Annotated in this window: 15 protein-coding genes; 5 read left to right on the top strand and 10 right to left on the bottom strand. The window is 71.0% G+C overall.

The features are described 5' to 3' along the window. Nucleotides 1-98: 98 nt before the first annotated feature. From ACZ4TO_RS37725 to ACZ4TO_RS37715, 3 genes are all read right to left on the bottom strand, one after another. Nucleotides 99-1,799, bottom strand: coding sequence for an FG-GAP and VCBS repeat-containing protein (locus ACZ4TO_RS37725; RefSeq protein ID WP_468026570.1), 1,701 nt, complete (start codon nt 1,797-1,799; stop codon nt 99-101). A 100-nt stretch (nt 1,800-1,899) separates the two neighbouring features. Next, nucleotides 1,900-2,277, bottom strand: a complete 378-nt coding sequence (locus ACZ4TO_RS37720; RefSeq protein WP_361689083.1) for a fic family toxin-antitoxin system, toxin component — start codon at nt 2,275-2,277, stop codon at nt 1,900-1,902. Then, nucleotides 2,277-2,516, bottom strand: coding sequence for a hypothetical protein (locus ACZ4TO_RS37715; protein WP_382778452.1), 240 nt, complete (start codon nt 2,514-2,516; stop codon nt 2,277-2,279). Before ACZ4TO_RS37715 ends, ACZ4TO_RS37720 begins: the two co-directional genes overlap by 1 nt. A gap of 177 nt (nt 2,517-2,693) precedes the next feature. Here ACZ4TO_RS37715 and ACZ4TO_RS37710 point away from each other — a divergent pair, with 177 nt between their 5' ends. Next, nucleotides 2,694-3,563 carry a hypothetical protein gene (locus ACZ4TO_RS37710; protein ID WP_468026569.1) on the top strand — a complete coding sequence of 290 codons (870 nt, stop codon included), beginning with the start codon at nt 2,694-2,696 and terminating at the stop codon, nt 3,561-3,563. Between the two features lie 135 nt (nt 3,564-3,698). On the opposite strand, the gene ACZ4TO_RS37705 is transcribed toward ACZ4TO_RS37710, so the two are convergent. Continuing rightward, nucleotides 3,699-7,973: a discoidin domain-containing protein gene (locus ACZ4TO_RS37705; protein ID WP_468026568.1), complete on the bottom strand. Its 4,275-nt coding sequence runs from the start codon at nt 7,971-7,973 to the stop codon at nt 3,699-3,701. Nucleotides 7,974-8,463: 490 nt separating this feature from the next. On the opposite strand from ACZ4TO_RS37705, the gene ACZ4TO_RS37700 reads away from it, so the two are divergent. Then, entirely contained in the window at nt 8,464-9,090 is a 627-nt protein-coding gene (locus ACZ4TO_RS37700; RefSeq protein ID WP_451075609.1) for an HD domain-containing protein, read from the top strand. A gap of 87 nt (nt 9,091-9,177) precedes the next feature. On the opposite strand, the gene ACZ4TO_RS37695 is transcribed toward ACZ4TO_RS37700, so the two are convergent. Continuing rightward, nucleotides 9,178-10,203 (bottom strand): alcohol dehydrogenase catalytic domain-containing protein, encoded by a 1,026-nt coding sequence (locus ACZ4TO_RS37695; RefSeq protein ID WP_468026567.1) that lies wholly within the window; start codon nt 10,201-10,203, stop codon nt 9,178-9,180. 257 nt (nt 10,204-10,460) lie between these two features. On the opposite strand from ACZ4TO_RS37695, the gene ACZ4TO_RS37690 reads away from it, so the two are divergent. The 3 genes from ACZ4TO_RS37690 to ACZ4TO_RS37680 all read left to right on the top strand — a co-directional run bounded on the left by ACZ4TO_RS37690 (nt 10,461) and on the right by ACZ4TO_RS37680 (nt 12,356). Next, the gene (locus tag ACZ4TO_RS37690; RefSeq protein ID WP_468026566.1) at nt 10,461-11,024 is read left to right on the top strand and encodes a hypothetical protein; all 564 of its coding nucleotides are present in this window, start codon (nt 10,461-10,463) and stop codon (nt 11,022-11,024) included. A 22-nt stretch (nt 11,025-11,046) separates the two neighbouring features. Further along, entirely contained in the window at nt 11,047-11,664 is a 618-nt protein-coding gene (locus tag ACZ4TO_RS37685; RefSeq protein ID WP_468026565.1) for a VOC family protein, read from the top strand. 269 nt (nt 11,665-11,933) lie between these two features. Beyond that, nucleotides 11,934-12,356 carry an SRPBCC family protein gene (locus tag ACZ4TO_RS37680; RefSeq protein ID WP_385041718.1) on the top strand — a complete coding sequence of 141 codons (423 nt, stop codon included), beginning with the start codon at nt 11,934-11,936 and terminating at the stop codon, nt 12,354-12,356. Nucleotides 12,357-12,392: 36 nt separating this feature from the next. Here ACZ4TO_RS37680 and ACZ4TO_RS37675 read toward each other — a convergent pair whose 3' ends face one another. The 5 genes from ACZ4TO_RS37675 to ACZ4TO_RS37655 are packed head-to-tail and all read right to left on the bottom strand — an operon-like array spanning nt 12,393 to nt 19,796. Next, nucleotides 12,393-13,445, bottom strand: coding sequence for a GNAT family N-acetyltransferase (locus ACZ4TO_RS37675; RefSeq protein WP_468026564.1), 1,053 nt, complete (start codon nt 13,443-13,445; stop codon nt 12,393-12,395). Further along, nucleotides 13,442-15,337: a DUF4910 domain-containing protein gene (locus ACZ4TO_RS37670; RefSeq protein WP_468026563.1), complete on the bottom strand. Its 1,896-nt coding sequence runs from the start codon at nt 15,335-15,337 to the stop codon at nt 13,442-13,444. The genes ACZ4TO_RS37675 and ACZ4TO_RS37670 overlap by 4 nt, the downstream gene beginning before the upstream one ends. Next, nucleotides 15,327-17,459, bottom strand: a complete 2,133-nt coding sequence (locus ACZ4TO_RS37665) for an aminotransferase class I/II-fold pyridoxal phosphate-dependent enzyme (RefSeq protein WP_468026562.1) — start codon at nt 17,457-17,459, stop codon at nt 15,327-15,329. The genes ACZ4TO_RS37670 and ACZ4TO_RS37665 overlap by 11 nt, the downstream gene beginning before the upstream one ends. Next, nucleotides 17,456-18,676, bottom strand: a complete 1,221-nt coding sequence (locus ACZ4TO_RS37660; RefSeq protein ID WP_382778463.1) for a tRNA lysidine(34) synthetase — start codon at nt 18,674-18,676, stop codon at nt 17,456-17,458. Before ACZ4TO_RS37660 ends, ACZ4TO_RS37665 begins: the two co-directional genes overlap by 4 nt. Before the next feature lie 34 nt (nt 18,677-18,710). Continuing rightward, complete coding sequence (locus ACZ4TO_RS37655) at nt 18,711-19,796, bottom strand: alkaline phosphatase family protein (protein ID WP_468026561.1); 1,086 nt, start codon at nt 19,794-19,796, stop codon at nt 18,711-18,713. Nucleotides 19,797-19,827: the final 31 nt, after the last annotated feature.

Below are 19,827 nucleotides of genomic sequence, written 5' to 3'. Positions count from 1 at the left end.
CCTCGCATCCGTACCGGGGGGCGCCGTGGGTGGTGGGCCGGTCGTGATCACCGGCTTTCCGGGTCCACCGGCTTCCCGGGTCCACCTCGTGATCGCGGTCAGGAGTTGAAGTCCGCGCCCAGTTCGGAGTTGAACTGTTTCGGGGCACCGAGGGTGCTGGGGCCGATGACGGACGAGCCCTTGGGGGTCACCCCGCACGGGGTCGACGGAAAGACCCAGACCGAGCCGCGAGCGCCGTGGGGCGTGCCGTCCGGCGCGAGTTCGCCCCCGGCGAGCAGGTCGGCACGGCCGTCGCCGTCGACATCGACGATCTTGGTCGCGGACCCGAACTGGTCGGCGCCCTGTGCCGTGCCGGGCACGCCCTCGGTGTCCTGGGTGAGGAGTTGCGCGCTCTCGCCGGTCAGCCCGTGCGCGGTGCCCCGCAGCGTGACGACGCTGCCCGCGCCGTCCTCGCCGCCGACGTCCTTCTGCGGTATCCCGGCGGATACGTCCGCGTACCCGTCGCCGTCGATGTCGCCGACCGAGACGCCGGCGCCGAAGCCATCGGTCCCGCCCTCCTCGTCGGCTCCGGAGTCCTCGTGGGCGACGCCGGGTACACCAGGACTGTCCTGGTTGAGCATCGTCATCTTCTCGAGGTCGGGGCCGCTCCTGCCGCCCGGCAGATAGACGACCGCCCCGCTCTTGAGGTGCGGGAGGCGGTACTTCCTGGCGTACTCCCGCTCCTCCACCCCGCTGCCGCCGCTGTCGACCGAGACGAACTTGAAGAAGGCGTTGGTGACGATGTCGGCGTACCCGTCACCGTTCACATCCCCGACGGCCACCGCTCTGCCGGAGTCCTGGGGACCGTGGATCCCGCTCAGGGCGACGCCGGAGGTGAGGCCGTCGTGGGTGCCCTTCCAGTACAGGAGATCGCCGCGACCCGTACCGCCGTTCTCCGCCTCCCCCACGGAGACCAGGTCGGTGATGCCGTCACCGTTCACGTCCCCAGTGGCCAGGTCCCGCATCCCAGCTTTGCCCGGGCCCCTCACGTCGTGCACGCCGCCGGCCGGTGTGCCGTCGTGTCCGAACGGCCCGGACAGGACACGCAGGTCGCCGCCCCGGACCTGGGTCGCCAGATCCGGCGTACCGTCCCCGTCGAAGTCCCCGGCGACGACGAGCGAACCGACCCCGTCGTGGGAGGTCGCGCGGCTGGGCAGCGTGACCGAGCCGGACAGTCCGTGGGGGCCTCCCCAGATGACGGAGAGCGATCCCTGCCAGTGGTACCGGCGGAGTTGCCCGTCCTCGTACCCGCCGTTTCCGTACGCTTCGTCGTGACCGTTCTCGCGGGAGCCGACGATCAGGTCCGCGTACCCGTCCTGGTCGAGGTCCGCGGTGGTCACGGAACTGCCGTAGTAGTCACCCGGTTCGCCGACCCCGGGTATGCCGGGCTTGTCCTGGTCGAAGAGCTGCTTGGACGAGATCCGCAGGCCGTGGGACGAGCCGTACACGACGGCCACATAGCCGGGCTTTCGACGGGCTCTCCCGCCGCTGAGGTCGCCGCGCGGAACGGGGAAGGCCACATCGGAGTAGCCGTCTCCGTTGAAGTCGTCGTGGAGTGCTCCACGGTGGGGCCTGCCGGCACCGGACGAGGCGCTCGGCACGCCGCTCGCACACCAACTGGCCGGCGGGGGGCCGTAAGCCCTGGTCGTGGCACCGTGCCGGGGTTCACCGGGGTCGGCACTCGTGCACGCCGTCACGGACAGTCCGACCGCGATGGTCAGCGCCAAGCCCCGGGCGTGCTTGGTTCGACCTGAGTTCACCGGTGTCCTCCATGTGCCGCGCGCGTGCCCCCGACCTTGGCTCACCCTGCCAGACCCGTCGACCGGGGAGCCCGGCGCCCTGTCCCAGTCAACGGGAGCGTCAGGTGGTGGTGGGCCAGGTCCGGAGTAGTGCGGCGATCTTCCCGGCGGTGCAGGCGGGATCGAGGAGCAGGTCCCTGAGGGCGATGGCGTCCGCGCGGACGGGCTTGACGCCGATCCCGGCGGCTTCGAGGTACATGACACCGCTGGCCGCGGCGACGGCGAGGTTGGAGCGCTCCAGCCAGCGGCACCGGCCCAGGGTGTGCACGAGGGCGGCGGCCTTGGCGTAGGGGCCTTCGTAGACGGGCTGCTCGAACAGTTCGGCGCGGTGACGGGCGACCGCCGAGGCGGGGACGCCGTAGTCGTCCGGCGCCGGATCGTTGGCTCCGGCGGCCTCGGCGACCTGCAGGATCCAGGGGACGTCGATGTGCAGGTCCATCAGGCCGCGTGCGCTCCCCGAGCCGTCTGCTGGGCTTGCTCGACCTCGTCGAACACACTCTGGTGTTCGGTCAGGAAGCGGGCGGCCGCGTCCACCGCCCGGGCGCGCAGGCCGCTGGTGTCGTCCTGCACCAGCCGGGCGAGATAGTCCCCGATGCTCAGCCCCAGGTCAGCGGCTCGCTTCTTCGCGAGGTCCGCGACTTCCTCGTCCACGCGTGCGCCCAACTGTGTCTTCGCCATACCGGCATGGTAACAGTCGTTACCACCCTGAGGAGGGAAGCGGGGAAACCGGCGGCTCCCGCACGTATCGTCCCCTGCCGGGCCGAACGTCCGGCGCGCCCTGTGCGTCACAGGTCTGGTGTCGGTATCGACTCCATTCGACCTCTTCTTCTCGGGGGCATCATGAGGTCCGTCAAAATGCTCGTCACTCTCGGCTTGATCGCCGCCGCTGCCGTCGGATGCGGCGACCACGAGGCACCCGCCGACAACCGTGTCCGCAACGTCGACACGGCCGGGCGCGCCCGCCAGGTCGCCACCGCCTGGGAGGGTTCCGAGGCGGCGCGCGTGTGGCGCCAGGGCTACTACCCGCTCGGCGACGCCGTCCAACTGCCCGACGGAGCCTTCCACAACAACGCCGACAAACGCGCCTACGCCACCCAGAACTTCAAGCTGCGCGCCTCCCTTCCCGACACACCGAAGAAGCAGCCGAAGGTCCGGTGGCACGACGGCGATTCGCTGACCCTCCCCCTCACCTCGGCACGAGCGGCCTACGACAAGCTGGACCGCGGCGAGAACCCCGGCCCGGCACTCACCGTGACCGGTGCCCGGCTCGGCAGCATGACGGTACTGACCAGCAGGGGAAAAGCGACCGTGCCCGCCTGGCTCTTCACGGTCAAGGGCTACGACACCCCGCTCAAACGCGTCGCGGTCACCCCCTCGAAACGGCCCCCCTCCCCGATCGGGTCCGTACAGCAGGAGACGGACGAACTGGTACCGCTCTCCGTGCTGAAGACCGTCGCGCAGGACGGCCGGACGCTCACCGTGCTCGCCAAGCACGGCGCGTGCGACGACGGCTCGGCGGTCGACGTGCTCGAGACCGGGAAGAGCGTGGTGCTCTCGGCCTCGATCCGTGGCACCTCCGACGGACCGTGCACCAGCCAGTCGCTCACCGAGAAGGTGACGGTGAAGCTGCGCCGCCCGGTCGGTGAGCGCATCCTCCTCGACGCGTTCACCGGCAGGCCCGTACCCTACGGGGAGCCCTACTCGGCCTCGCCCAGCTGGCGTTGACCCACCATAACCACGGCAAAGAGCACGTCCGGCTCCGAAACGGCCGCACATGCGGCACTCGTTCGAAGCACGGGGTACGGGTACGGGGCCGCCCCCTGTGAGGGCGGCCCCGCACCGATCGGTGGTGTCCGGCACCTACTCGACGTTGATCCTGAAGGTGCTGGTCGTGTTGCGGACGTCCTGGGCGTTGCCGCTCATCCGCAGGTTGCGGAAGGTGGCTTCGCCGACGGCGGGTCCCTGACCGGGTTCGGGCAACTCGTTGGCCCAGATGCCGAATCCGGACTTGGCGTCGAAGGCGTCCCCGCTCTTCTTGGAGTTGGTGATGGAGATGTCCGTGAAGATGGTGTCCTTGACCGGGAACTGGGGCTGCCCGCCGACGTAGTTGGTCTGGAACATCACGCCTCCGTAGGTGGAGTCGTCGATGTCGACGTCGTTGACCCGGATGCCCTGGAAGACCTTCGAGGCGGAGAACGCCCAGATGGCGGGGAAGACCTGCGAGCCCCAGAAGTGGCCGCCCGTCCGTTCCAGGGACACGTTCTCGATGGTCGTGGGATCGGTCCCGAAGCCGTTCATCGGGTAGCCGAAGTCCAGCGAGGAGATGGTGATGCCGGAGTAGACCAGCGTGTCGGCCACCCGGAGGTTGCGGAAGGTGTTGTTGTAGCCGCCGTAGACGGCGATGCCGGCCGCCCTCCACGTGAGCGTCGACGTCAGGTTCTCGTAGAGGTTGTTCTTCTCGTCGGCGCCCCCGGCGTCGATCGCCGAGAAGAGGGCGAAGCTGTCGTCGCCCGTGGCACGGGCGTCGTTGTTGACGACGTGGTTGTCCGTGGAGCCGTTCGTCATGTTGATGCCGTCGGCGAACGTGTCACGGATACGGGAGTTCTTGATGGTCATGCTGTCGGTGTTGGCACCCCAGTACATGCACACCATGTGCTCGACCCAGATGTTGTCGATGGTGATGTTCGCGACGTTGGCGAAGTCGAACACCTTGCCCGGGCCGTCGATGCGGGACGTGTAGTTGCCGAGGTAGGTGAAGCCGGCGAACGTCGAGCCGTTGGCCGTGGAGTCGGCGCGGAAGCCGACGTCCGTGTTCTCCTGCGAGGAGGGTGCGTGGAAGCGGGTGAACCAGGGGCCCGCTCCGACGACCTTGACCGCCTTGCCGTAGACCTGGAACTTGCTGGAGGTGTCGTAGTCACCGGCGGGCAGGTAGACACCGACGAGCTTGCCGGTGGTGTCCATGCGGACCTTGTCCAGGGCGTTCTGCACGTCCTGGTGGGTGAATCCGGTCGGGACGACGTACGCGGCCGGGTCCGGGTTGGCGACCGCCGTCGCCTGCTCGGTGTTGATGAAGTCGATCGCGTACGTGGAGGAGTTGGCCGTGTCCTTCTGGAGCCGGATCTTGGAGCCGGCCGCGACGGTCCTGCCGAGTTGCAGGCTCGCCTCGTCGTAGATGTGGCGCGGTGCGCCGGCGCCGGGCGAGTTGCCGGGCGCGGTCTCACTGCCGTACAGCCAGGCGTACTTCGAGGTGAGGTCGATCGCCTTGAGGAACTGGCCGTCCACATAGACGTCGAGCGTCGAGTCGGTGCCGTCCGGGATCGAGAAGCGGGTCACCAGGGTGTTGGTGGCCGCCCGGGTGGTCCATTCGACGTACTGTCCGGTCCCGTTGAGGGTCACCGCCTTGCGGCCGCTCGCCTCGCCGGCGACATCGCCGACGGTCCGGTTCGGCCCGACGACCTTGGCGCCGCCCCCGAGGGTGCCGTCCTCCGCCTCGTACATGTCGTACGGCATGTCGGCGCCGCGGCCGACGAACAGGGCCTGGGTGGTGGTGTTGTTGGTCCGCTTGACCGGCAGTTCGTTGGCGTCGTCGGCGATGACGGTCTTGACGGTGTACTTGCCGTTGGCCGCCGTCCACGAGCCGAGGCTGACCGGCGCGGTGGTCTGGCCCGCGGCGATCGCGCCGGTGTAGGAGCCGGTGAGCGTCTTGACGGTGGTGCCGTTGGAGTCCTGGACCGTCAGCGTCACCCCGTGCGCGCCGGAGGCGGACGCCACCGTGCCCTGGTTCTTGATCGCGACGGTGAACTTGACATCGTCGCCCGCCGAAGCGCTGGAGGGCGTCCAGGAGACCGGTGCGGCCAGGAGGTCGGAGCTGGAGACGGGCTTGACGACCAGGGCGTCGGAGCGGGTGAAGGCGTTGTTGGCCTCGTTCTGCTCGATCACCTTGTTGGACGGGTCCACTTCGGCGCCGACCGGATAGCTGCCCGCGTCCCGGGCCCCGATGCTCGCGGTGACGGTCTTGGTCTCACCTGCCGCGAGTGCCGGGACGTCGGCCGTGGCGACCTTGGTGCCGCCGAGGGTGAAGTTGAGGTCGGTGGCCTTGGCCGCCTTGGTCCCGCTGTTGGTGACGGTCGCCGTCAGGCTGATGGCGTCCGACTCGACAGGAGCCGCGGGTGTGTTGGTGATGCCGGTGACCTTGAGGTCGGGGTTGGCCGCCGGTGTGCCGATCACCTGGAACTCGGCCACCTGCGCGCCCGGGGCACCGGAGTTGGACGTGAACTTGAGCTGGATGTCGGCGGCGGCCCCGGTGACCGGGATCGTCACGGTGTTCCCGCCGGCCGGGTTGAAGGTGTAGTCCTTCGCCGCGACGAGGCTGGTGAACGCCGTCGCGTCCTGGTCGCGGCCGAGCACCTGGATGTTCTGGGTGCGGGTCGCCCAGGCGGCGTCCGGGTTGAGCTTGACGACGACCTGGCCGAGGTCGGCGTTGGCCCCCAGCTTGGTGGTCAGGGTGGCCGGGTAGGCTCCGCCGCCGCTCTCCCAGTACGTGCCGATCTGGCCGTCGTTGGCGTTGGCGGCGACGTAGGTGAAGGTGGAGGAGGAGGCCTCGATGGGCTTGCCCTCGGCTAGGTTGGATCCGGAGCCGGTCGAGCCGGTGCGGGTGACGCTGTTGCTCGCCGCCGACACGTTTCCGGCGGCGTCCTTCGCCTTCACGTAGTAGGTGACGGTGGCCGTCGCCGAGGGGGTGTCGGTGTACGTGGTGACGTCGCCGGCGACGGACTTGGCGAGCTGGCCGTTCGCGTAGACGTCGTAACCGGTCACCTTGACGTTGTCGCTCGACGCCTGCCAGGTGAGCTTCACGTCGCTGCCGGACTGCGTGTAGGCGAGGTTGCCGGGGGCCGTCGGCGCCTGGGTGTCCCCGCTCGATCCCTGCCGGGTCACGCTGTTGCTGTTGGAGGAGACGTTGCCCGCGGCGTCCTTGGCGCGTACGAAGTACGTGATGTCGGTGCCGGCCGGCTGGGTGTCGGTGTAGGTGAGCACGTTCCCGGCGACGCTCGCCCGCAGTTGGCCGTTGGCGTAGACGTCGTACCCGGTGACGGCCGTGTCGTCGCTCGCCGCGTTCCAGGTCAGCTTGATCTGGCCGGTGGCCGGCTCGGTGAAGGCAAGGTTCGACGGAGCGGTCGGCGCCTGGGTGTCGCCGGTGGCGGGTCCGTAGACCTCCAGCTCGGACAACTGGCCTGCGGGCCAGCCGGTGTTGGCGGTGACCAGCACGCGCACGTACCGCGTGGTCGTCGTGTCGAGGGCGATGGTGGTCGACTGGTCGTTGGAGCTGTCGAAGGTGTACGCCTTCGAGGCCGTCAGATCGGTGAAGTTCTGGTTGTCGGTGGAGCCCTGGACCTTCAGGGTCTCGCTGCGGCTCGGCCAGCCGCTGGGCAGCCGCAGCGTCACCTGGTTCACCTTGACCGATGAGCCGAGGTCGACCTGGAGCCACTGCGGGAAGGCGTTGTTGGTGCTCTCCCAGTAGGTGTTGCGGTTGCCGTCACCGGCGTTGGCGGCGGGGTACACGTCGGCGTGGCCGCTCTCGGTGAAGGGCTTGCCCTGCGCGAGGTTGGGGGTCGACGCGGCGGTGGTGAGGACCTGCATCTCGGCGAGCTGGGCCGTGGGTGCCACGGAGTTGCCGCTGAAGTCGGCCCGTACGTACCGGGCGAGGGTCGCGGGGAAGGAGACCTTCACCGTGTTGTCGTTGCCGGGGCTGAAGACGTACTGCGCCGACGACTTGAGCGTGGCGAAGCTCTTTCCGTCGGCGCTGCCCTGGAGGGCCAGCGTCTGTCTGCGGGTCTGCCAGTGCTCGGGCAGGCGCAGCACGACCTGGCGGACCCGCTTGGTCCGCCCGAGGTCGGTCTGCACCCACTGGGCCGACTTCTTTCCGGCCTGCCAGTACGTGTCGGCGTCGCCGTCGGTGACATTGACGGCAGCGTGCGCGGCACGGGCGCTGCCGGCCTTGGTGGCCGCGTCCGCGGCGGCGTTGGGACCGCCGGCGGCGTGGGCACCGACGGCGGGCAGGCCCAGAACCATGACGGTGGAGGACAGCGCGGCGATCGCTGCGCGGCGTCTCCAGGATCTCGGCTTGTGTGGAGTCATGCGGGGTTCACTCCCTGCGGAGGTTCGCGCGCCGGAGGGGCGGCGGGGTCGGCTCGTTCCTGGGCAGAGCGGTGGCGCGTGATCACGAACGGCAAGAGGCGGCTGCTCGCACGTGCGACGTCCTCAACGGAGTAACACGCGCAGCTTCTTGCATTGTTTCATCGCAATATTGCAGAGCAGTGCGAGCGCGTCTACCGTCAGGACGCCACAAGTTTCACCATCAACACCCGCGCCTCACCGCCGAAGCGCGATCCGGCACCCCCGCCAGGGCGACATTTGGAGCAATCCATGAGGCTCGAGGCGCCCGTTCAAGCGACACCGCAAGCGACCGCAAGTCACGCAAATTCTTGCGTTGTCGTGCGGTGCCGCGAAAGGCACGCGCACCGCGAAACACGGCTCATCCCCTCGCGGACCTGGCCTGTCGCGGAGCCGCCGTCCCGACAGCGAAAGGGGAGCGACCGAGGTGGGAGGGCGAGGCATACTCGGCGGCATGACCGATCACAGCCCGCACGAAGAACCGACCGTGCCCGTCGCCCCCGACACGGCCGCTTGCGCCGCCGCGCTCGAAGTCGCCACCGCCTACTGCTCCCCCGCGCTGCTCAACCACTCGGTGCGCTCCTACGTATGGGCCTCCGCGTACGCCGCGCAGCGTGGCATCGAGCACGACGCCGAGTTGCTGTACGTGGCCGCGCTGCTCCACGACATCGGCCTGGTCGCGGAGTTCGACAGTCACACGGTCGACTTCGACGTGGCCGGCGGGCACGTGGCCTGGGTGTTCGCGGCGGGTGCCGGATGGCCGGCAGAGCGTCGACGGCGTCTGTCGGAGGTCATCGTCCGGCACATGTGGGACAAGGTGGACGTGCGGGAGGACCCGGAGGGTCATCTGCTGGAGCGGGCCACCGGCGTGGACATCTCCGGGCGGCATCTGGACGATTTCACCGCCGGCTTCCAGGCGGACGTCCTGGCCCGGTACCCGCGCGCGGGACTCGCCGACGAGTTCCTGGCCTGTTTCGGCGACCAGGCGGCCCGTAAGCCGCAGAGCTCACCGGCCGTGTCGGTCCGGGGCGGCCTCGCCGAACGTGTCCGCGCCAACCCGCTGGACCGCCCGGCCGGTTGACCCCTCGGGCGCGTCCGACGGGCACGGCCGCGAGCCGTTCCACCGGGTGGCGATATGACCGGCCCGCCACCGCACCCGCCTGACCGGTCAGGCGGGTGTGAGCACCATCCGGAAGCGGGCGGCTCCGTCGAGCATCTTCTGGAAGGCCTCGCCGGCGTGGTCCAGCGGTGCGGTCTCGGTCATCGGCCGGATGCCGTGCAGGACGCTGAAGGCCATGGTGTCCTCCACGTCCTGCGAGGTGCCGGACGGATGGCCGCGGACGACCCGGCCGCTGAGCAGCAGTTGGGTCGGGGTGATGCTCATCGGTGAGGGATCCGCCCCGATGACCACCAGCTCGCCACGCGGTGTCAGGCCTTCGACGGTCGCGCTGATGGCCTGGGAGTTTCCGGCGGTGGCCAGCACGGTCCTGGCACCGCCGAGGGCCTGCAGCGCCTCCGCGACCGGGACGTCCGAGGTGCTGTCGATGTAGTGGTGGGCCCCCAGTCGCTCGGCGAACTCCGCCTTCTCGGCGCCGCGGGCGATCGCCACCGTCTCGAAACCGAGGGCGAACGCGTACTGGACGCCGAGGTGCCCCAGGCCGCCCAGGCCGAGGACGGCCACGAGGTCTCCGGGCCTGGCAGAACTGCGGCGCAGTCCGTTGAACGTCGTCACACCGGCACAGGCCATGGGTCCCGCGTCGGTCGCCGCGAGATCGTCGGGGATCGCGGCGAGTGCGTCGGCGGGCGCGATCATCTTGTCGCCGAAGCCCCCGTCGTAGGCCCAGCCGGGGACTTTCAGGTTCTCGCAGACGATGAAGTCGCCCTGCCGGCAGCGTACGCAGTGGCCGCAGCTACCGCCGAACCAGCCGACCGCCACCCGGTCGCCCTCCTGCCACCCCCGCTCGCGCACTCCCTCGCCCAGTTCCTCGACGCGCCCGGCGACCTCGTGTCCCGGCACCTCCGGGAACGTGACTCCAGGCAACTGCCCCCCGACGAAACTGGCGTCGCTGTGGCAGACACCGCACGCCTCCACGGCGATTCTGACGTGCCCGGGGCCGGGCTGCGGCACCTCTCGCTCGGCGATCTCGAAAGCGCCGCCCGGGGCGGTCACCTGCGCGACTCGATAGCTGTTCATCGGTCCCTCCGATGGCTGTATGCACGGGCCTGGTTCCAGGGCAACAGGTCTGGGGCGATTGCGCGCGTCGAGTCCTGTCCTCGACGCGACCGCGCTCGGACACGCAGGCGTCGCCACAGGGCCCGCGGACGTGCTCCCCGTGCGCGCACGCCCCCGCCGCCGGATACTCGATGCGGGCTCGATTCCTTCCGCCCTGGCCCAGGCCTTTGAGCACAGCGACCTTCCTTCCATGCCCCGACCGATGAGGAGATGGCGTCATGCGCTCCCACAGGAATCCGCTGACTCCCCTCGAGGCGGTGACGGCCGGCCTGCTGGCGGGGGCGGTGGGAACGGCGTGTCTGGATGCCGTCCACTACCTCAAATACCGGCGCGCGGGCGGGACGGACAGCCCGCTCGCCTGGGAATTCGCGCCGGTCGAGAGCTGGGAGAAGGCCCCTGATCCGGGGCAGGTGGCGAAGCGGGTGATCGAGGGCTTCACCCAGCGCCGGCTTCCTGACGGCGCCGCCTGGATCACGAGCACCGTCGCCCACTGGGCCTACGGATCCGCGGCGGGCGCGGCCTACGGCATCGTCGCCGGATCGCTGCCCAGACACTCCCCCATGTACGGCGTGCCGTTCGGTGTCGCGGTGTTCGCCGGTGACTACGTCGCGTTGCCGGTGGCGGGGCTCTACAAACCGATCTGGCAGTACGACGCCGAGGTCCTGGGCTGGGATCTCGGCGCGCACATCGCCTACGGCACCGGCACCGCGGTCGCCTTCTGGCTGCTCAGCCGGCTCGGCATCGGCGCCGGCCGCGCACACACCGTCATGTCGGCATCGTGAACGAGCGCAGGAAGTGTCAGTCATGGACATGAAACTCGAAGTCGTCGTAGTACCGGTGTCCGACGTCGACCGGGCCAAGAGCTTCTACACGCGCTTGGGCTGGCGGCTGGACGCGGACATCGCCCCGGACGACACCTTCCGGGTGGTGCAGATGACGCCGCCGGGCTCGCCGGCGTCGGTCATCTTCGGCACCTCGGTCACGTCCCAGGCCCCGGGTTCGGCTCAGGGGCTCCAACTGATCGTGGACGACATCGAGGCCGCGTACGACGAGCTCAAGCAACTCGGCGCCGAGCCGAGCGAGGTGTTCCACGACGCCGGCGGCGTCTTCCACCACGCCGGAACGGACGCCCGGCTGCCGGGGCCGGACCCGCGGCGCACGAGCTACGGCTCGTTCCTGTCCTTCAGCGACCCGGACGGCAACGGCTGGCTCCTGCAGGAGATCACCACCCGGCTCCCGGGACGCGTCGACCCCGCGACCACGGTGTTCGCCTCCTCGCAGGACCTGGCGGGCGCGCTGCGCCGCGCCGCGGCCGCGCACGGGGAGCACGAGGCACGTATCGGTGCGGAGGACCCGAACTGGCCGGACTGGTACGCGCAGTACATGGTCAGTGAGCAGGCCGGGACCGAACTACCGTCGTGACACGATCCCCCGCGTGCACGCCAGGACCGAAGCGCCGTCGTGCCACGGCGCACGCGTGCAGGCAAGGATTCTGCTGGTGCGCGGTGCTCGGCGCGGGTGCATCCTGAAAGGTGCGGGTTCCTGTCAGTGATCCCGCCTGCCCGGCGGGCCCTCGGGAGACCTCGGCGGGGCCGGGGTTCGACCCGGGTCGGCGCTGCGAGCCAGGCGCCCGCGCCTTGCCCACCGATGACCGCCGGTGGACGACGGTCGTCTCGAACAGGGAGTAGGTCATGCCGTCCCTCCACTTCCACGTGAACTCCTCGATGAGCCCGGGGGAGGTGATGGGCGTGCTGACGAACTTCAGCCCTTCCCGTGTCGAGGAGTGGCCCTCCATCGATGCCGAGCACTTCCAGGTCCACGAGCGGGGCGACACCTGGGCGGAGGTGACCGAGGGCAACGACAAGTCGTGGGAGCGTGCACGCTACGAATGGGACCCGGCGGCGAACCGGGTCACGGTCACCACCCGGGACTCGGTGCCCTTCGGCTCGGGAGGCTGGCAGTTCCAGATGACGCCCACGGACGACGGCACCCGCGTCGACGTCAGACTGGAACGGCACCCCACCTCGTTCGCGTCCAAGGTGAAGTCCTCGATCATTCCCTTCGCCGGCCCGGTGTTCCGCAAGTCCTTCAAGGAACCGCTGCACACCGCGTAGTCGCGCGGATGCGACCGGCTCCGGCGTGGCCACGGTTCAGGTCCCGGGCGGAGCGACGCACGCGTACAGGCGCAGGGGCTTCATGCCGTGGCGGGTCTTCATGGGCTCGTTGCTGCGGCCGCCCTCCACCCAGCGCTTGCGCCACTGGATGGCCGTCCGGATCTCCGTGGCCCACAGGAGGTAGTTGGGGCTGAATCCGTCGAGCGTGGCGTGGCTGGTGCCGCCCGCCCACATGTGCAGGCGTTCCTCGTCCAGCAGGACGACCGCGGCGGCCACCGTCAGATCTCCACGGTCGACGCGCACCACGCGGGCGTGGTCGCCCAGGGCCATGACGAAGTCGGTGAAGGCGCTCTCGGGATACATTCCGGCGCTGCCGTACTTGGCCGCCGTACGGCGGGTGAGGTCGCCGACCGTGCGGAGGACGTCGGGCCGGGGTGCTTCCACGGCGGTGGTGACCCCCGCCTCCGCCGCGCGCCGCAGGTACTGGCGGATCGTACGCCGGGTGCGGGCGCCGAGGGTCGCGAGATAGGAGTCGTACGAGTCGAAGGCGTCTCCGTCAGCACCGTGCAGCGGGAGTTGGAAGCGGGTGACGATCGGCGCCACCCGCCAGCCCTTGTCCCGGGCGACGTCGAGGACCGGGTCGCCGTCGGGGACGCTGACGAGTCCCGCGGTCAAGGCACCGTCGGCGGCGGCCTGTTCGCGCAGCGCGTCCAGCACCGCGCCGAGAACACGGGCCCGTTGCGCGGGGTCCGTCGCCCGAACCGGTACACGGGTGTCGTAGCAGTACCAGTTGTGCCCGAGGAGCGCCGGGCCGTCGGTGTCCTCGATGCCGACGGCGCGCAGGAAGCCGTACGGGTCGCCCTCCTTCTGGAGGTAGCAGGGCAGCACCGCGAGAGTGCGGTCCCCGTCGGCGACGGTGAGGTAGCGGGCCGCGAGAAACGGGCTCAACGGGCTTGTCTGATAGGCCCGCAGATACGCGGGGGTGTAGTGCACGGGCGCGGTGTCCGCCGCGGCGATCCGCCGCCACTGGACGGTGTCCACGTCGTCGATGGAGTCGGTGACGCTCACGGTGACGTGCGGCGTGCTCACTTCCCCGTCCCTCCCTCTGCCCGGTCCCCTGCCGCCTCTCCTTTCTTCTCGTCAGCCCCTTCCTTCACCCAGCCCGCGCCGGCCATCGCGGCCAGGATCCGTTCCCCGAAGCCCGGCTCCCACCGGATTTCCGCGTCGAGCTGGGCGGTTCGGACCACGTCCGCCGTGCCGGACACTCCGTCGACGCTCTGAGCCAGGGCCATCGCGGACGCGTAGAACCGGCCCCGGTCCTCGGCGAGGCGGCGGGTGAACCAGTGCCGGTCGGACTCGTTCACGGCTCCCATCAGGGCACGGAAGTTGAAGGGGCCCGGCCAGGCCCGGCGCAGGGGCGGACCCCCGAGGCGCTTCACGGGTGCGTGGTCCCAGGCCGCCGCGAGGGTGTGCTGCAGACCGTCGAGGAGGGCCGCCTGCCGTTCGAGGACGCCGGAGTCGGCACCGAAGGGCCGCAGGGTTTCCAGTGCGTCCCGTCCGTACCGCACGAGGCGGGCCGGCGAGGTCGCGGCGAGCGGGTCGTCCTCGGGCGGGAGGCAGGCGGTCATCCGGCGCGCCGTCCAGCGGGTGACGAGTTGGGCGAGCCGGTCGGCCTCCGGGGCACCCGCCGTCGCGACGACGGCGGCGGCGGAGGCGGCGATCGCGGCGGACCTGCGCAGTTCCTGCGGGTCGACCTTGTCCAGCGTGTCGGCGCCGGAGTGGTTGAACCGGTCGGGCCAGTGGCCCAGTTGGACGGAGGGACAGCCGATCGCCCGGTCGGCGAGGACCGCGTGATCGGAGGCGCCGACGTACGGAGTCGTACGCCAGGCCCACACGTCGCAGCCGACGGCTCCGCTGTAGGAGCGGGCGGCGGCCGGCAGGGCACGCACACAGGCCTCGACCAGGGCGTTGGCGAAGTGCGGGAGGTACTCCGGGCTGCGTTCGACGATCAGCGGGCCTCCGCAGCGCCGTTGGTCCTGGCCCACCATGTCGAGGTCGACGGCCATCGTGGGCAGCGGCCCTCCGCCCTCCTCCACGATCCGGTGGACGTAGGCGGCGAGTCCCACGAACTCGGGGGCCCAGACGAACCGCACGGGGCGGCGCAGCGGACGTGCCGCGAGGACGCGCCCCGCCGCGAGGGCGGCCGCGACTCCGGAGGCGTTGTCGTTGGCGCCGGGGGCGGGGTGGCACAGATGTGCGGTGATCAGGCAGGCGTCGGGCGACAGCGGCGGCAGACAGGCGTCTCGCGCCGGGGTTCGGGCGACGACCACCGGCATCCGGGCGGGGCTCGTGTCGACGTCGACGACCACGCGGGCACGCTCGCCCCGCCCATGGGCGCGGTGCAGCACGTCCATCTGACCGGGCACCACGCTGAACCCGAACAGGGCGCTGCCGCCGGGCAGTTCGACCCGGCCCGCGCCCTCCTGCCGGGACGGGTCGGTGGTGACACAGAAGCCGATCGCCCGTTCGCGGCGCATCCGGGCGTGGAGCCTCGCGTCGAGTCGCGCGGCCGACGGGACCAGGACCACCGCGCCCGGCGGCCACCCGTCGTCCCCCGCGCGCACGAGAGGACCTTCGGTGTACGCGGCGGCCGAGTGGGCGGCGAGGGTGTACGGCTGGGCGGGATAGTCGATCAGCGCGGGCCGGCCGGGGACCGACAGATGCGCGGCACGTGGGGTCCAGGAGGACGGCGCGGTGAACGTCCACCAGGTGGTGCGGTCGTCGGCGGGGAAGTTCAGGACCTCCACCCCGGCGAGTCCGGCGCGCTCGGCCTCGCCCGCCACGAAGTCGGCCGCGGCGGCGATGCCCGCCGACCCCTGGTAGCGGTCCCACTCGGTGAGCCGGGCGACCCAGCACATCGCCTCGTCGGCGTCGATCTCATGATGGACCCCGGCGACGAGGTCGGCGAGGCTACCGGGCATCGGCGAACGCGTCGAGGAAGGCGGTCAGACGGGCTTCGGAGAGCGGCACGGCGATCTTGTACAGGAGACCGTCACGAAGGCCGGGGCCACCGGGGCCACCGGAGCGTCCGGGGCCACCGGGGCCACCGGGGCCACCGGGGCCACCGGGGCCACCGGGGCCAGGATCCTCCCCCGGCCTCCCGCCGAACGCTGCCCCGGCGGGACCGTCCGCACCGTCGGCACCGCGGGCGAACTCCACCGGACCGATCTCCTTCACCCGCACCCCACGCTTCTCGAAGACCACGCTCGCGGCATCCCGTTCCGCGTCCACCACCGTCACCCACGGCAGGCAGCCGGCCCCCTCGGTGACCCGCAGTCCGGCCCGCCGCAGCGTTCTCGCCACGACCGGCTTCGCCTCCGCGATCCGGGACCGCAGCGCGCCGAACACGTCGCCCTGTGCGAGGAGGCGGAGGGCGACGTCGAGACCCGCCCCGCCTGCCCCGAGGGGCGGCGTGACCTCGCGCAGCCGCCGCGTCGACTCAGGTGCCGCGAAGGCGAATCCGACCCGGAGGCCGCCGCAGCAGTACCCCTTCGACATGCTGCGCAGCACGATCAGGTTCGGGTGTTCGGAGACCGCCGGGACGCAGCTCGCACCGGGCCCCGCGTAGACGGCGTACGCCTCGTCGAGGACCACGGTCGTGCCGCAGGCGCGGGCGGTGTCGGCGATCTCCTCCAGCCGCCCCCTCCCGAAGAGGTCTCCGGTGATCGTGGGCCGGTCCAGCACCAGGATCGAGGGAGTGTGCCGGTGGAGATCGGCGGCGAGGTGTTCGAACCGGGTGGTGATCGTCTCGGCGCCGAGGCGTGCGGCCCAGCGGGGCAGGTCCGGGTGGCCACCGGCCAGGCGCAGCACCGGTCCGGGCACGGCCAGCGCCGCGCACGCGTGCAGCAGACCGGTGGCGCCCGCCCCGACGGTCACCATGTCGGGCCCGAGGTCCAGTCCGAAGTGCCGGGACAGGACGGGTGCGGCCATCTCTGCGGAGTAGGGGTCGGACAGGGGGTAGGCGCGCGAGAGTTCGGCGAGCCCGCCGTCGTCGTACGCGCTCTTGAAGGCGGCGTCGACCCACGGTCGTACGAACTCGAACTCGTCCGGCGACCAGCGCAGGTCCAGGGTGGAGGCACGGGACCGGTCCTGCGCGAAGGGGCCGGTCCCGCTCTCGGTGAAGGGGCGGGCCTCGCCCCGAGTGGAGGCGCGGGTGTCGCCCCCCGTGGAGACGCGGGTGTTGCCCCGCGTGGAGACGCGGGTGTCCCCCCGTGTGGAGGCGCGGGTGTCGCGCCCCCCTTGCCATGCGGTGATCGCCGCCGGGGTGTCCGCCCGCCTCCGGGCGACGAACTGGACGTAGCGCGTCGTCGGGGTGGGCTCCCCGCCGACGGCGAAGTCCGCGTCGACGCGCTCGACGGTGAAGCCGGCGCGGGTCAGCAGGTCCCGCACCTCTGCCGGTTGATACATCCGTACGTCGTCGTGGATGACGACGGGCTCCGCGTCGCCCCGTCGTACCTCGATCTCACCGGTGCTGCGGCCGGAGGCCATCCGGTACGTACGGCGGAAGTCGGCGCGCAGCCCCTCGGTCTCGAATGTGGCCTCCGGCACGTAGTTCCCGGCGATGGCCAGCACGTTGGAGTGGTCGAGGACCAGCAGTCCGCCCGGGACGAGCACCCGGCGGACCTCCTGGAGCAGCCGGAGTTGCCGGGCATCGCTCCCCCAACCGAACGACTGGACGCAGACGACGGCATCGAACTCGTCGACGGGCCAGGGCAGTTCGCGCAGCAGGTCGATGCGCAGCCAGTCGACCCGGACACCCGCCGCCTCGGCGGCGGCCTCGGCACGCCCGAGCGCCCATGCCCCGGAGTCGACCCCGGTGACGCCGAACCCCCGTGCGGCGAGCGCGACGGCGTGGCGGCCGGTGCCGCAGCCCAGGTCGAGGACGCGGCGGCCGGGGGCCGAGGTGTCGAGGACGGCCGCGAGGTATCCCGCCTCGGCCGCGGTGCGTTCGGGGGTGTACTCGTGCTCCGCGACGGCCCAGAAGTCCTCCCCGAAGAAGGTGAGATACCAGGGAGGATCGTCCGGACGACGGGGATCGCTCATACGGCGTCCGCCCGCAACGCCTCCTGGCGGTGCAGGAATCCGCACACGTCGCACAGTCCGGCGGGGTTGGCCACGCCCTCCTGGAGCACGTACCGGCCCCCGCAGACCCGGCACAGGTCGTCGACCAGGGGAAGCAGGGTGCGCTGGACGTTCTCGAAGGCGTTGAAGAGGTAGTAGTCGATGCCCGGCCACAGGTCGTAGAGGTGGTCGGCCACGGCGTAGGCGAGGGAGCGTTCGTCGGAGCCGGTGGTGAACCGGCCCGGCGCTCCCTGGCGGTTGAGGCCCGGCGCGACGAGCTCCAGGTAGAGGGTGAGTTCCTTCTTGGTGATGCGGTACAGCGGGAACACGTAGCGCAGGGAGCCGAGTTCACGGACCGGGATGCCGCCCATCCGGTAGCCGGTGGTGAACCAGGTGACCATGCTGGCCACCAGGTCGTCGGCGTTGAACCCGAACGCGACGACCGGGGCGCCCCGGCGCTCGGCTTCCTGTTCCAGCATGCGGCGCAGCACCTGATGGCCGATGACCATGTTCATGTTGCGGTGCTCGCCGGCGACGACCTTGTTCATGACGTCGACGAACGGCTCGCGCAGCTTGAACACCTCGGCCACGTCGTCGGCGGTGACGATGACATGGTCCACGCCGAGCCCCGCGCAGGCGTCCAACGCGGTGCGGAACGTGGCGGGTTCGTCCCAGTCGGGCAGTCCGGTGATGGTCACCGCGGTCATGTCGACCTCGGGCCAGCGGCCGCGGGTGCGTTCGAGGAGCTTGAGGTAGGCGACGCTGTCCCGGCCGCCGGAGAGCCCGATGACGACCCGGTCCCCGGCCCGCATGGTGGCGGCCGCGGCGATGCTCTGGACGAAGGCCTCCTCGACGTACGTCACGAAGGTCTCGGCGGTGAACTGCTCGGTGCGCCGTTCCAGGGTGCCGCCGTGGTCGAAGAGAACGGACTTGGTGTAGACGGGGTCCGGTGCGGCGTAGACGTGTTCCTTGGGCCGGCGCAGTACGTCGAGGTCGTAGTGGCGTACTTGGCGGACCTCGATGACGTCGTCGGTGCCGACGACGGCCGTCGCCTCGGGGATCACCTGCCCGTCGCGATGGGCGAGCACGGCGTTCGCCGGGATTCCGTGGAGGCGCAGCACGTCCAGGAGGGGCTGTCCCGGTGTCGCGTGCAGGGTCTCCGAACCACCGGTCTTGTTGCGGAACACGACCGTGCTCACGGGGTCTCCTATCGTGTCGTGTGGTTCCGGGCGGTCAGGGCAGGGCGGGGGCGGGTTCCTGTACGGCGTTCCAGGCGGCCAGGGGTACGAGCGTCTCGCCGTCGGAGACGGATCCGTGCTCCCAGGCGACCGTGGGGTCGGGGACCGGGAAAGAGGGGGAGGTGGCCAGGGCGACCACTTCTCCGATGCGGGCGCGGACGACGGGTGTCGCGGGCAGCAGTCCCCGGTCGTCGAGCTCGTCCGGGGTGAGGACGAGGGCGTGGTCTCCCAGCGCGTCGCGCAACGCGTCGGCCACGGTGTCCTCGTGCCCGGGGAGCGGATGGAGCCAGCGGACGCGACCGGCTCCGCCACCGGGCATGCGGCAGTGGGAGGGGGCGTCGAGGCGTTCCCACGCTTCGACGAGGGCCGGGTCGGGGGTCACCTCCACCTGGCCGTGGTCGGCGTGGGCGAGGACGCTCCAGCCGGTGTCGGCCCAGCGGGCGGCGGCCGTGTCGAGCAGCGACAGCGCCTCGCGCAGCCGGGAGTCGTAGCCGGACCGGTGGATGTGGTCGTCGAGGTTCACGTAGGCCCACACCAGGGGCGGGGCGTCGTGGGAGTGCGCGAGGACGGCCTCGACCTCGCGCACGGTCCGCTCGGCCACGCGCACCGGGTCGATGGTGAGGGTCGCGGCAGCGGCCGGTGACGGCACGAGCCGGGCGCCGTGCAGCAACGCGTCCACCCATGGGCCGGTCAGCCGCTCCAGTTCAGCGCCGATCGCGAGGGCGGGCCGCCCGGAAGCGGCCGCGCGGTCGAAGAGCGTCGGTCCCGGGTGCGGCAGCGGACTGCCGGGGGTGCGACAGGCGCCGAAGGAGTACGTGTCCCCGGTGACGAGGTGGGTGACGCAGTCGGCTCCTGGTGCGCGGTGGACCATGCCGACAGCGCCGTGGACGCCGGGATCAGTGCCGGTGACCGCGGTGAGCCAGGCTGTCGTCGACGTGCTCGGGAAGGTGGAGCGCAGTGGCCGGATGTGCGCGTGGTGGAACGCGGACTCGGCCACTTCGAGCGACAGGCCGTCGACCGCCAGGACGCACAGCCCCCGAGGAGCGACGCGCAGGGTGCCCGCGACGACTTCGGTGATCACGCGCAGGTCGGCGGACGCTGTCGACTGTCCG

The organism is Streptomyces sp. NPDC028298, from assembly GCF_055565895.1.
The sequence above is the reverse complement of the archived record's forward strand: the minus strand, read 5'-3'. Positions and strand labels throughout refer to the sequence as shown.

Excerpts from the sequence above, each read along its gene's own strand:
- ACZ4TO_RS37685 (WP_468026565.1), top strand. The coding sequence starts at position 11,047 with ATGGACATGAAACTCGAAGTCGTCGTAGTACCGGTGTCCGACGTCGAC.
- ACZ4TO_RS37670 (WP_468026563.1), bottom strand. The coding sequence starts at position 15,337 with ATGCCCGGTAGCCTCGCCGACCTCGTCGCCGGGGTCCATCATGAGATC.
- ACZ4TO_RS37680 (WP_385041718.1), top strand. The coding sequence starts at position 11,934 with ATGCCGTCCCTCCACTTCCACGTGAACTCCTCGATGAGCCCGGGGGAG.
- ACZ4TO_RS37715 (WP_382778452.1), bottom strand. The coding sequence starts at position 2,516 with ATGGCGAAGACACAGTTGGGCGCACGCGTGGACGAGGAAGTCGCGGAC.
- ACZ4TO_RS37720 (WP_361689083.1), bottom strand. The coding sequence starts at position 2,277 with ATGGACCTGCACATCGACGTCCCCTGGATCCTGCAGGTCGCCGAGGCC.
- ACZ4TO_RS37690 (WP_468026566.1), top strand. The coding sequence starts at position 10,461 with ATGCGCTCCCACAGGAATCCGCTGACTCCCCTCGAGGCGGTGACGGCC.
- ACZ4TO_RS37700 (WP_451075609.1), top strand. The coding sequence starts at position 8,464 with ATGACCGATCACAGCCCGCACGAAGAACCGACCGTGCCCGTCGCCCCC.
- ACZ4TO_RS37665 (WP_468026562.1), bottom strand. The coding sequence starts at position 17,459 with ATGAGCGATCCCCGTCGTCCGGACGATCCTCCCTGGTATCTCACCTTC.
- ACZ4TO_RS37705 (WP_468026568.1), bottom strand. The coding sequence starts at position 7,973 with ATGACTCCACACAAGCCGAGATCCTGGAGACGCCGCGCAGCGATCGCC.
- ACZ4TO_RS37695 (WP_468026567.1), bottom strand. The coding sequence starts at position 10,203 with ATGAACAGCTATCGAGTCGCGCAGGTGACCGCCCCGGGCGGCGCTTTC.
- ACZ4TO_RS37710 (WP_468026569.1), top strand. The coding sequence starts at position 2,694 with ATGCTCGTCACTCTCGGCTTGATCGCCGCCGCTGCCGTCGGATGCGGC.